At 53.7% G+C, this 12436-nt stretch carries 12 protein-coding genes; 4 read left to right on the top strand and 8 right to left on the bottom strand.

Annotation, left to right across the window (positions count from 1 at the left end; genetic code table 11):
* Position 1: 1 nt before the first annotated feature.
* Positions 2–628, bottom strand: a complete 627-nt coding sequence (locus GM556_RS00775) for a VTT domain-containing protein (protein WP_155578968.1) — start codon at positions 626–628, stop codon at positions 2–4.
* Between the two features lie 62 nt (positions 629–690).
* Complete coding sequence (locus GM556_RS00770) at positions 691–1266, bottom strand: NUDIX hydrolase (RefSeq protein WP_155573440.1); 576 nt, start codon at positions 1264–1266, stop codon at positions 691–693.
* A 223-nt stretch (positions 1267–1489) separates the two neighbouring features.
* Between GM556_RS00770 and GM556_RS00765 the strand changes: the two genes are divergently transcribed.
* Together GM556_RS00765 and GM556_RS00760 are read left to right on the top strand one after the other, a co-directional pair.
* The gene (locus tag GM556_RS00765; RefSeq protein WP_196424746.1) at positions 1490–2737 is read left to right on the top strand and encodes an MFS transporter; all 1248 of its coding nucleotides are present in this window, start codon (positions 1490–1492) and stop codon (positions 2735–2737) included.
* Between the two features lie 116 nt (positions 2738–2853).
* Complete coding sequence (locus GM556_RS00760) at positions 2854–3408, top strand: TIGR00730 family Rossman fold protein (protein WP_155572671.1); 555 nt, start codon at positions 2854–2856, stop codon at positions 3406–3408.
* On the opposite strand, the gene murA is transcribed toward GM556_RS00760, so the two are convergent.
* The 6 genes from murA to GM556_RS00735 all read right to left on the bottom strand — a co-directional run bounded on the left by murA (position 3374) and on the right by GM556_RS00735 (position 8772).
* Positions 3374–4648: a UDP-N-acetylglucosamine 1-carboxyvinyltransferase gene (gene murA / locus GM556_RS00755; RefSeq protein ID WP_155578966.1), complete on the bottom strand. Its 1275-nt coding sequence runs from the start codon at positions 4646–4648 to the stop codon at positions 3374–3376. The two genes, GM556_RS00760 and murA, sit on opposite strands and share 35 nt — an antisense overlap.
* A 40-nt stretch (positions 4649–4688) precedes the next feature.
* Positions 4689–5240, bottom strand: a complete 552-nt coding sequence (gene dcd, locus GM556_RS00750; protein WP_155572669.1) for a dCTP deaminase — start codon at positions 5238–5240, stop codon at positions 4689–4691.
* A gap of 110 nt (positions 5241–5350) precedes the next feature.
* Positions 5351–6343, bottom strand: coding sequence for a DMT family transporter (locus GM556_RS00745; protein WP_155572668.1), 993 nt, complete (start codon positions 6341–6343; stop codon positions 5351–5353).
* Positions 6343–6501 carry a hypothetical protein gene (locus tag GM556_RS08575; protein WP_180794193.1) on the bottom strand — a complete coding sequence of 53 codons (159 nt, stop codon included), beginning with the start codon at positions 6499–6501 and terminating at the stop codon, positions 6343–6345. The genes GM556_RS00745 and GM556_RS08575 overlap by 1 nt, the downstream gene beginning before the upstream one ends.
* A complete protein-coding gene (locus GM556_RS00740) occupies positions 6491–7717 on the bottom strand; it encodes a glycosyltransferase family 4 protein (RefSeq protein ID WP_155578965.1) in 1227 nt (408 codons plus the stop codon). Before GM556_RS00740 ends, GM556_RS08575 begins: the two co-directional genes overlap by 11 nt.
* A complete protein-coding gene (locus GM556_RS00735) occupies positions 7714–8772 on the bottom strand; it encodes a hypothetical protein (RefSeq protein ID WP_370513562.1) in 1059 nt (352 codons plus the stop codon). The genes GM556_RS00740 and GM556_RS00735 overlap by 4 nt, the downstream gene beginning before the upstream one ends.
* A 446-nt stretch (positions 8773–9218) precedes the next feature.
* Here GM556_RS00735 and dnaK point away from each other — a divergent pair, with 446 nt between their 5' ends.
* Together dnaK and dnaJ are read left to right on the top strand one after the other, a co-directional pair.
* Positions 9219–11117 (top strand): molecular chaperone DnaK, encoded by a 1899-nt coding sequence (gene dnaK, locus GM556_RS00730; RefSeq protein ID WP_155572666.1) that lies wholly within the window; start codon positions 9219–9221, stop codon positions 11115–11117.
* A gap of 171 nt (positions 11118–11288) precedes the next feature.
* Complete coding sequence (gene dnaJ, locus GM556_RS00725) at positions 11289–12425, top strand: molecular chaperone DnaJ (protein ID WP_155578964.1); 1137 nt, start codon at positions 11289–11291, stop codon at positions 12423–12425.
* Positions 12426–12436: the final 11 nt, after the last annotated feature.

The following is a 12436-nucleotide window of genomic DNA, read 5'->3' as shown; positions in this document are numbered from 1 at the left end:
GTTATTCTGCCTTCTGTCTATCCTGATGGAAGCCGCGTAACACCCAGCCTGCTAATCCAGCAGAGGATAGTGCCAAGATTATCGCCATAATCAAGGCCCCCCCGTGTCCTATTTCTACACCATGCCCAGCGAGGAGAAAAACAAGATTTTGTGGCACCCCACCGAGCATTGTCGCTAGCACAAACCGCCCAACAGCAAGCCTCATCATCCCTGATGAGACCGAGACCAGCAAAGCCGACCCCACTGGCAATAGACGTGCGCATAATACCGCACGAAAAGGAGCTGCCATCCCCGCTTTAATAAACCACGGCATAGCGGCTTTTTGTACAGGGTGCCATCGTTGCCACAGCCAACCCCCGCTATAGCCCAAAAACGCCCCGCCCCCATAAGCGAGGCTCGCCTCTACCAAGCCGAGCTTAACACCAAGACTCGCCCCAAGAACAAAACAAAGCACCTGACGGGGGAAACCCAAAGCACAATACGCTATTGTCGCCGGTAAAAGCCACGCTACCGCATAGGGCCGCTCCGCCCAACTCTGCAAGACGCACACACCTCGTTGAATGAAAGGCACATGCCATAACAGCAGTGGCCCAACTAATAAAAAGAGGGCAAAACCCATCACCGACATGAGAGACCTTCTACGGGAAGGACGCTGCCCCTCATGCTCCTGCGGTATATAGCGTTGGCCTATCAGATTAAGCCTCGTGCGCGAATTTGTGCAAAAGCTGCTAAGGTAACCATACACGTAATCTCGCCCTCAACAATCATACGCTCAAACTCCGCAAAGCTTACATCACGTACGACCATATCAGCCTCGCTTGCTTCCCGCTCTGCCGCACCTCGAATGAGATTACGCGCTAAGAAAACATGCCCCTCTTGCGTAGAATAACCCGCCCCTTGATAGAGCGTGCCAGCATGAATCAACTCCCCCGCACGCAGGCCCGTCTCCTCCCGCAATTCCCCTAAAGCGAGGGCCTCTGCCTCCGCATCGGGCCGTGTCTCCCACATCCCCATCGGGAACTCCCAAAGCCGCTTGCCCACGGGATAACGGAATTGCTGTACAAGAGTAACCCGCCCATCCGCATGCACAGGCATAATCACCGCAAAAGGCCCACGCTCTACAATACCGTAAAGACCTTCTTTCCCACCGGGATGGATGATTTTATCCTCCCGCACAGCCGTCCACGGATTTTTATAAACAAGCTCTGAGGAAAGAATACGGTATCCCGCCTCCTCACGAGCTTTCCTGATGGCATCATCAGTCATCATCAACACTCCTTCCTGTAGATGGCAGAGCCATAACCCAAAGAATCCTCACACAAAACAACCCACCTACTTGCTGCATGGCTGCCATTCATAACTATATCAGCAAAGCAAACTTTGCCCCGTGACGGAAAGGGTTTTCTCACCTATGGTCAAGACCTAAGCAAAGTTATGCCTATATTAGCTATCGGTGGGCATGGCTGCAAAAACTGCAAAGGGGACGTTCATGTCTGACGAAGACGCAACCTATACGTGCTCACCGACTATGCGTGTGATGCCCGTTGTTTTCTTTAACCTCCTTGTATATTTCGTCATCGGGCTGCCCAACGCTATTATTGGTGCTCAGTTCGTACATAATACGCTCGGTTTTAGTACGGCTATTGCAGCCAGTACCATCTCCCTACAATATATCGGCACAGCCATGGGCCGTATGATTGTTGGTCGCCGCATCGACATCTTCGGCCCTAAAGCCGTCCTAAGATGGGGTCTGATTCTCTGCACCATCTCCGGCTTATTGATGTGCCTTGCCGCGCTCATTCCTACATCCCATCTGATGGGTATGAATGACACATCTCGTTATGTGGCGTTGACTGTTGCTCTTATCAGCCGTCTCTTCATCGGTTGGTCAGAGAGCTGCACGTCTACCTCTGTAACGACATGGAACCTCCGCCGCGTTGGGCCAGCTCACTCCTCCGTTGCTATTTCTTGGAACGGCGTGACCTCCTACGGTGGTATCGCTGTTGGTGTGACAGTTGGGCAATGGCTCAGCGGCTTGCTGCCGACCATCAAGCTTCTGCCTGTTGGTATCTTTGCCGCAACATTGGGCATTTGCGGGTTCATCATCTTGACCTTCTATAAGGCCATTAAGCCCCTGCCGAGCAAGGGTAAGCCTATGTCCTTCGGTCTCGCAGTGAAGAAGGTGCTGCCTTATGGTGCCGCTCTGGCTGCTGGCTCTGTCGGCTTCGGGACGGTGAACAGCTTCCTCGCCCTGTATTATACCGAGAATCACTGGACAGGCCTTGGCATTGCCTTTGGCGTTTTCGCAGCATGCTTTATCTTCATGCGGATTTTCGTCTCTGGCCAAATCGACAAACATGGCGGTGTGCCGATTGCCTACATGTCCCTCGTGACAGAAGCTATCGCTATGGCCGTGTTCTGCTTAGTCCATAACAATACAGGCGGGTTAATCGGTGCTGCCCTAACCGGTGCAGGCTTCTCCCTCCTCTTCCCTGCTATGGGTACAATGGCCGTCAAGACCGATGGGCCAGAGTTCCATGGGATTCTCATCGCCGCTTACTCCATCTTCACGGATGTCACCATTGTGATTTCCAGCTGGTTCATGGGTGGTTTGCGCGACCATATGGGCTGGGGCGTTATGTTCGCCGTAGCTGGTGTACTCTGCGTTAGCGGTATCGCCTTTAGTGCTGCTTTCTCCCGTATCCCCGGGTGTGGTATTCCTAAAAATACCCAATAAGGCAGGGCCTTACAGCAAGGGCGTAGTCTCACCGCTACGACTTTATGGGATTTATCCCATGCTAAATGCCGGGTTCTTGCACCCGGCATTTTTTATGCGAAGGAGACACATCTTTTATGGCCATTCAATTCTGCTCTGTCTTTTGTGGCTCTCGCCTTGGTCATGACCCCGCCTATATGCACACAGCCCGCGCCCTTGGCACGGCCCTAGCCCAAGCAGGCATCACCCTTGTTTATGGGGGCGGCAAAGCTGGATTAATGGGGGCCGTTGCTGATGCAACATTACAAGCAGGCGGGCGCGTTAAAGGGATTATCCCCCGCTTTTTAGAAGCACGAGAAATCCTCCACGAAGGCGTAACGGACCTCGACGTGACAGAGGACATGCCTACACGCAAAGCCAAGCTCTTTGAAATTGCTGATGCTTATATCGTCCTGCCCGGCGGCTTTGGTACGTTTGATGAGTTTTCCGAAGTCCTCGTCAATCGCCAGCTTGGACTAAGCCAGCGACCCATCATCATCCTCAACGCTCATGGCTGGGCAGATGCGCTCATCGCTATGCTTCGTACAACCTTGGAGCAAGGATTCGCCGATGCTACTGCCTCAAGCCTCTATGAGGTTGTGGAGGATGTACCAAGCGTCATCCAGCTTTTGCAGGAGCCTTCACGCGCTTAATTTTCGCCCCACAGGCAGAGAGCTTTTTCTCCACATGCTCATAACCGCGATCAAGATGATAAACGCGGCTAAGCTCCGTTTCGCCCTCTGCCACCAACCCAGCCAGAATGAGGGAGAAAGAGGCCCGCAAATCAGTCGCCATCACCCGTGCGCCAGAAAGATGCTCCACCCCACGAATCACCGCAGCACGCCCTTGGATCGTAATATTCGCCCCCATACGATTCAGCTCTGGCACATGCATGAAGCGATTCTCAAAAATCGTCTCAGTGATCATAGAGGCCCCCTCCGCTACAGAGAGCATCGCCATGAACTGCGCCTGCATATCTGTCGGGAAGCCGGGATAAGGCTCGGTCGTTAAATCTAACCCGCGCAAACGGCCTTGGCTGCGCACCCTCAGCCCCTCAGCCTCCTGCGTAACCTCAACACCAGCCTGCTGTAGCGCATGGACTACCGCCTCTTGGTCGGCCATACGACCACCCTCTAGCAGGACATCCCCGCCAGTCATCCCGACCGCACAAGCATATGTCCCACATTCAATCCGGTCTGGCATCACCGCATAATGCGCGCCATGCAGCCGCTCCACCCCTTCTATCGTGATGGTGCCAGAATGTGCCCCGGTAATGCGGGCCCCCATGGCGTTCAAACACTTAGCGAGGTCTAAAATCTCCGGCTCCCGCGCGGCATTAACAAGCTCTGTCGTCCCACGCGCTAGGGTAGCGGCCATCATGATATTCTCTGTCGCCCCCACACTGGGGAACGGTAATACCACACGCCCCCCCTGCAAACCCTGCGGGGCACGCGCATGGATATAGCCTGCCTCTAACTGAATCTCCGCCCCTAAAGCCTCTAGCCCTTTGAGGTGCAAATCCACCGGGCGCGTACCAATGGCACAACCACCGGGCAAAGAGACACGCGCCTCGCCCATACGGGCCAAAAGAGGCCCCAACACCAAGATAGAAGCCCGCATACGAGAGACAATATCATAAGGGGCTTCTACAGAATGAATGGCCCCCCCAAGGCTCAGCGTGCCGGGGCCATCAACCTCCGCCACCTCATAACCAAGCTGGCCCAATAATGTCCGCATCGTGCGGATATCGGCAATATCAGGCACGTTAGAGAGAATCAAAGGCCCTTCAGAGAGGAGGGACGCTACCATCAGCTTCAAGCCGGAGTTCTTTGCACCACCAACAGGGATGCGCCCTTCCAAACGCCGCCCCCCCTCTATGAGGAAATAATCCATCAGCCTTGTTCCCCTCGCCTCTTAACCTAAAATATGCCGCTTATAAGCGCGGTGGTGTTACACCAGACTGCCGCATATATTTCCCTGCCCTATCAGCATAGCTCACCTCACAAGGGCTATCACCTTTAAAGAACAAGAACTGGCAAATACCCTCATTAGCGTAAATACGAGCTGGCAGAGGGGTTGTATTGCTTATCTCAATGGTCACTTGCCCTTCCCATTCAGGCTCTAAAGGGGTGACATTGACGATAATCCCACAACGCGCATAGGTCGATTTACCAAGGCAAACAACCAATGTATCCCGCGGGATGCGGAAATATTCCACCGTATGCGCTAGGGCAAAACTATTAGGCGGGATTGTAATATCCCCCCGGCGCGTGACAAAACTATCCGGGCTGAAGTTCTTTGGGTCCACAATGGCATTATCCACATCTGTAAAGATATGGAACTCATCCGCCACGCGGGCATCATAGCCATAAGAGGACAGGCCGTAGGAGATGACCTTCTCACGTTTTTGCGCCTCAACAAAAGGCTCTATCATGCCATGGTCCTGCGCCATACGGCGAATCCAGTGGTCGGGCATAATTGACATAGCCGCTCTCCCTTATGATTAATAACCTCTACAGTCACTCAAATCGTGCTTAAATCCCAGCCCGACCTCTTTTACCATATCATCTGCCCGCGCTAGGACAAAATTATCCCCTATCGCGGGTCAGACCCATTACGGATCGTCAAATCCGACATACTCGGCCGATAACGCTTTTTCTGCACAATCGCGGTATCGCGCACCGCACCACCACGCAATGTGCGGCGGAAACGCGGCCAACGCGGCTTAACCTCACTGGCTAAAACCCCCGCCACAATAAAGCCTGCCCCGACAAGGGTCGTTATCGTTAAAACATCCCCTGTAAAGAACCCTACAAGGCCACCCCATATTGGCTCACTCGCATAAATAATCGTTGCTTTTGTGGGAGAGACTGTCTTTTGCGCCCAGTTAAGCACAAGTTGTGTGGCCGCACTCACCACACCCATTACGAGTGCACAGCTCATCCAGCCCCAACTGAAGGCTGGAATATGCTCCCCAACTACCGGCATCAGCACAAAAGAAAGTAATGCCCCAGCAACCAACTGCACAAAGGCCATACGGCGGCTATCAGTCTCTAAAGCGAAAAGACCAACGCAGATAATCTCAAAAGCGTAAGAGAACGTCCCCAATAAGGTCAAACCGTCACCGGAGCTCATCGTTAAGCCCGTCTTCCACGGTTCAGCGAGAAGAACTAACCCAACAAAGGCGAGGAAAATACCAATGATTCCGCTCGTATTAGGAGCCTTACGCAAGATGATCCATTGCAGAAGGGGAACAAGGGGAACGTAAAGAGCCGTCAAAAACGCAGAGCGACTACTGGTAATTGTCAACAAACCTTCTGTTTGACAAATATACCCAAAGGCCAGCACAAGGCCGATCATCCCACCACGCCAAATCTCCGAGCGTGGAATCCCCTGCAAGACGCGCTTACGCCCTACAAAACAGACCACAAACAATGCGGCAATGAGAAAGCGCACCCCAATAAAGAACATCGGCCCACTGGTCTTTAAAGCCAGCTGGATGATGTAATAGGTCCCCCCCCATAATATAGTGATAATCCCCAATGCAATTTCTTGCCGGGATGGGAGCGGTAAGGAGAGCTTATTCATTAGGCTTTCTCTCGGCTAGAGGCACTCGTAGGGCGGGCACGTTGCTGCTGCTTGCGGCGCATCAAATTGGCACGCAAAGCCTCTGCCTCGCGTAATTGACGCTCCTGCCGCGCTGTCATAGGAGCAGGCTCCATCTTTTTCGCCCTATCAGGCTTCATGCTCTACATCCCTCTCCTGATGGAAGCGTATAAAAGCCTCCTGCAAATGGCTGGATAGAAGCTCATCATACACACCCAACGTGGCTTGCTGCATATGTTGTTTTGTATAGCGCGCTAACGCATGGGCGCGTATTTCATCCTGCCGCTCTGCCATAAGTTCTGGGGGCACGTCCAGCACTTCCCGCAGGGCCATAGCAAGCGCGCGCGAATCCCCCGCAGGGACAAGCGTTCCCGTCTCACCATGATGGATAGTCTCTTTCAACCCCCCACGGGCAGAGCCTATAACCCAGCGTCCCATCATTTGCGCTTCTACCGGCACACGCCCAAACGGCTCTGGCCTTAAAGAGGGCACCACGACAATATGCGCTAATTTATACGCTGCTGCCATATCGTGACACACACCCGCAAAACGCAAACGGCTGGCTATACCGCGTTCTTCAGCCAATTTCTGCAACATCTGCGCATAGGGTCTTTCTTCTCCCGGCCCAACCATAACACATATCCATTCTTGCTCTGGATGATGGACTGCTAGATACCCCAATGCCTCGATAAGACATTCCTGCCCTTTCCAACGCGTGAGCCGCCCCGGCATCAAAATAATGCGGCTCTCATCCCCTACGCGCCAACGCTCCAACAAAGTATGCATCTGGGAGCCATGGACGGCTTCCAACGCAAAAACAGCCGGGTCACTCCCACGCGGAATAACCCGCAACCGGTCCTCCCCCACGCGATATTCTTTGCGCAAACGCTCCCCAATATGCTCCGACACCGCAATCACACGCTGCCCACGCACTAGGCCAGAATTATACCATTTCTTCAGCCAAAAACGCGCTTGATGGTCCCCATGCCATGTCGTCACAAGCGGGATATTCTCCTTCCGACAAGCCACCGCTGCGACAAGAGCCGGGTAACGAGAGCGCGCATGAACCAAACTTACCCCCTCTTGACGGATAAGCCTGCGTAACATCGCCACACGACTAAAAAAATACCGCAACGAGACCCGCTTATGAAAAGCCATCTCCACATGCTCACCGCCCACATAACGCAAGCGCGAAACCAACGCTCCACGCTCGGCAGCAACAAGGGCACGCCCCCCCGCTTGGTTAATGGCCTCGGCCATATCGACCGCCCCACGCTCTAACCCTCCAATCCCAAGAGCAGGTAGAAGCTGAAGAATCACTGGTTTTTGAGCCATCATCACGCCTCGTTCTGTCATCCTGCTGGGATTGTCACCACAGCACCACCACTATGGCTAGTTGCTGCAAGTGTGCTGAGGACTTGGACCATCGTAAAAGCTTCCTTACTCCGGAAGTCCGTGTCGGAAATCCAATACCAGCATTTTTTATAAAAAACAGCAGCATACGCGCCTTCTGGAGCTTCTTTACCAGAATGGATCACCACCTCCGGGCGGCTCTCAATCCCAACTTGGCCAATCGTTGGCAATGTTCGGCCAGAATGGACATCCTTCTCTGGCACTTCCATTTCGTAAGAGAGCTGCGTCAACATAGCGAGCATTGAGCGCGTAAGAATGGCGATTTGCCCTTCCTTCTTCGGGTAGGGACCATACACAATCTCTGCTTCATTTATCTCGGCATTAAGGTGCAATAACCGCCGCACCTCACCTTGAATCGCCTGTAAGTTACTGTCGGCCGTACTGGTGAGGACAAGATATATATGCTCGTTCGGCTGGCCATTGCCCGCCTTGCTTCCATTACTATCCGTCCCTGAAGAAGGGCCTGCTTGTTTACCCCCCTTTGATGAAGACGGATCATCTGTCGCAATACGCACCGTCATAGCCCCAGCTAATTGAAGCTGACGTAAATCATGCAATAAAAGATAAAAGCGGACCGACCCTCCCCCAAAAGGCCCCACCCCCCGCACATTCGAGAGGCCATCAACAGATTGTGCTGTCAGCCGCAAGAGCGTATCAATCGCCATTCCCCCAAGGCTAAGCGGCATAATCGCTACAGGAGAAATAGGGCGAACAATATTTTCCGCATATTGCTCCCCTGTTAAAGGCTGGTAAGTGATAGTTGGGTTCTCCGCTTGAGACATAGTGCCTGTCCCAAAGAGGTAATTACTTACCGCAGATGCCGGATAACCATAATACCCGCCTGAAAAACTACGCGAGAAGTTATAGCCAGCAATCACCTGCGTTGTATCCAAAAAGGCCGGTGGCTCCCCATAACGCAACCGCACGATATTGAGCAGCATTTCCCGCTTTTGCACCTCACCAAGGGCGCGGGAATAAGCAAGTTGGTCATGCCGCATACGCTCTGGGCCAAGCGTCAAACACCCCCCAAGTGCGAGAGGCAATACACATGCCCATAACGATAATGCGACACGCCCCTGCCACCTGCTACAGTCATTTTTCCACCAGCATATGGAATAAAGCCGCGCCACAAAACCCAGCTTACAAGATAAAGATTTCAGGCCAGACAGGGGAGAACTCCTAATAAAGACAGCATGTTATAGTCACACTACCTCAGCTTAACGCAGATGCTACGCTTCTCCAACGAGAAAACATGCCCGTCCCTTATAGGAAAATCAGCTATCTTTTCCAGCTTTTCCCTCTTGAAAGAGCAATATAGACTTACCAAATCGGTCCTACGGGCCTGTAGGCTTGCCTACCAGCCCGACCTGATAACGTCACAATAGGGTTTCCACCCGATGCCTTGAGGGGGTTGGGGGACGCCGCTGAAAAGGGACAAATCGTCATGGGTAAAATTATTGGTATTGACCTTGGGACAACCAACTCCTGCGTTGCTGTGCGCGAGGGGAATGAGAACAAGGTTATCGAAAACAGCGAGGGTGCCCGCACCACCCCATCCGTCGTTGCCTTCACTGATAGTGGGGAGCGTTTGGTTGGTCAGGCCGCAAAACGTCAGGCTGTCACAAACCCTGCCAACACGCTTTATGCTGTAAAACGTCTGATTGGCCGTCGTTTTGACGACCCCACCGTTGCTAAGGACCAAAAGACCGTTCCTTACGAGATCGTCAAAGGCGATAATGGCGATGCGTGGGTGCGTGCCCGTGACGAGAACTACGCCCCCTCCCAGATTTCCGCCTTCGTGCTCGGCAAGATGAAGGAAACCGCTGAGGCTTATCTCGGTGAGAAGGTGACAGAAGCCGTCATCACCGTTCCGGCTTACTTTAACGATGCTCAACGCCAAGCCACGCGCGATGCTGGTCGTATCGCTGGGCTAGATGTTAAGCGCATCATTAACGAGCCAACCGCCGCTGCCCTCGCTTATGGGCTTGAGAAAGGCGATTCTGGCAATGTGGCTGTGTATGACCTCGGCGGTGGTACATTCGATATTTCCATTCTGGAAATCTCCGATGGTGTGATCGAAGTGAAATCCACCAACGGTGATACCTTCCTCGGTGGTGAAGACTTCGATAATAAGCTGATCGATTATCTGGCTGATGAGTTTAAACGGGAGCAGGGGTTAGACCTCCGCACTGATAAAATGGCTCTCCAACGCCTGAAGGAAGCTGCCGAGAAGGCTAAGATTGAGCTTTCCTCCGCGAAGGAGACAGAGGTCAACCTGCCCTTCATCACCGCTGACGCTTCTGGGCCGAAACATCTTGTCGTCAAGGTGACCCGTGCAAAGCTTGAGAGCCTCGTTGACGACCTTATTAAGCGGTCTCTGGAGCCTTGCCGCAAGGCCCTCAAGGATGCAGAGCTGACACCGGCCGACATTAAAGAGGTTATCCTCGTTGGTGGGCAGACCCGTATGCCCAAAGTTGTGGAGAGCGTTAAAGAGTTCTTCGGCAAAGAGCCTGCCCGCAATGTGAACCCTGATGAAGTGGTTGCCATCGGTGCGGCTGTGCAGGGTGGTGTTCTCCAAGGTGACGTCAAAGACGTGCTGCTGCTGGATGTGACCCCACTCTCCCTCGGTATTGAGACGCTGGGCGGTGTCTTTACACGTCTGATCGACCGTAACACGACGATCCCGACTAAAAAGAGCCAGACCTTCTCCACCGCTGAGGATAATCAGCCAGCTGTAACCATTAAGGTCTTCCAAGGTGAGCGCGAAATGGCCGCAGATAACAAGCTGCTCGGCAATTTTGACCTCACAGGCATTGCCCCGGCCCCGCGTGGTCAGCCGCAAATTGAGGTGACATTCGATATTGATGCTAACGGTATCGTCAATGTCTCCGCCAAGGATAAGGCAACTGGCAAGGAGCAGAACATCTCCATTAAGGGCGATGGTGGTCTCTCTGAAGCCGATATTGATCGCATGGTCAAAGAAGCTGAGGAAAATGCCTCTGCCGATAAGGCCCGCCGTGAGCTTGTGGACCTCCGCAATAGCACCGAGGCCATGATCCATCAGACCGAAAAGACCCTCTCCGAGGCTGGTGATAAAGTCCCTGCTGCTGATAAGAGCGAGGCAGAAGACGCTATCAAAAAGGCTCGCGAAGCCCTTGGTGGTGAGGATGCTGAGGCCATTAAAAAGGCCAGTGAGCATCTTACTCAAGTCGCTATGAAGGTTGGGCAAGCGGCTCACCAAGCTGGGGCTGGTGAGGCAGAAGGTCAGCCTGCTGGCGGCAAGCCAGAGGAAGATATTGTCGATGCCGAGTTTGAGGACGTTGACGATAAAACAAAGAAATAATCGCTTATAATAAGGTGGAGCCCGGCCCTTTTTGCGGGGCTCCCCTTCCTGCGATTGGCGTCAATTCCCCCACTCACTGGGGGGTGACGCCTTTTTGCATAAGGGACAGACCACCATCACCCGGCCCGCCCTTATCCGGGTGCCCGCTCCCCTGCGTGACTGAGGACCATTATGGCTACACGAATGGATTATTACGAGACACTCAGTGTCTCCCGCACAGCAAGCGGTGCAGAGATTAAAAAAGCGTATCGTAAATTAGCAATGCGCTACCATCCCGACCGCAACCCCGATGATGAGGAAGCGGAAAGAAAGTTTAAGGAAGTCAACGCCGCTTATGAAGTCCTAAAGGACGAGCAAAAACGTGCTGCCTATGACCGTTACGGCCATGATGCTTTCGAAAACGGTATGGGCGGTGGAGCAAGTGGCTTTGGCGGTGGCTTCGGCGGGTTTGATGCTGGTGGCCTTGGCGATATTTTTGAGCAAATGTTCAATATGGGTGGCCGCCGCGCCCGCCAACAACGCCAAGCTGAGGACATACAAGTCCAAATCGACATCACCCTAACAGAGGCCTTCTCTGGCGTGCGGAAGGAAATTGAAGTCCCCACCCGCAAGGCCTGCTCCAGCTGCCAAGGCTCTGGCTCGGCAGACCCTAACGGCAGCAAACAAACCTGCCAAACGTGCCACGGGCAAGGGGCTGTGCGTGTGCAACGCGGCTTCTTTGTGGTGGAACAACCCTGCCCAACCTGTCACGGTGCAGGGCAAACGGTGAGCAATCCGTGCCGTAGCTGCCATGGCAGCGGGACCGAAGCCGCAAAAGAGACTGTCGCGGTTGATATCCCCGCCGGGATTGAAGATGGCACACGCATCCGCCTTGCTGGCAAAGGCGAAGCCGGGGGCGAGGGTGTCCAACCGGGGGATCTTTATGTCCTCGTCACAGTGGATAGCCATAATATCTTCGAGCGCGATGGGGCCACCATCCAATGCCGCGTCCCCTTACGAATGACCCAAGCCGCCTTGGGTGATGAGATTGAAGTCCCGCTCATTGATGGGGGACGAACAATGGTGAAAATCCCTGCCGGGACGCAAACAGGCGATAATTTCCGCCTACGCGGGAAGGGCTTCTCCGTCCTGCACTCCAAAGCGCGGGGGGATATGTATATCCGCATCACGGTAGAAACCCCAAGCCACCTCACCAAACGTCAACGCGAATTGCTTGAGGAGTTCGAGGCAGAGAGCAAAGACCATAGCAAGGGCAGCCCCGAGCATGATGGCTTCTTTGCCCGTGTTAAAAAGTTCTGGGAGCGATAAGGGCAGAGCAT

Source organism: Bombella sp. ESL0378 (assembly GCF_009725845.1).
Classification (GTDB): domain Bacteria; phylum Pseudomonadota; class Alphaproteobacteria; order Acetobacterales; family Acetobacteraceae; genus Bombella; species Bombella pollinis.
The sequence above is the reverse complement of the archived record's forward strand: the minus strand, read 5'-3'. Positions and strand labels throughout refer to the sequence as shown.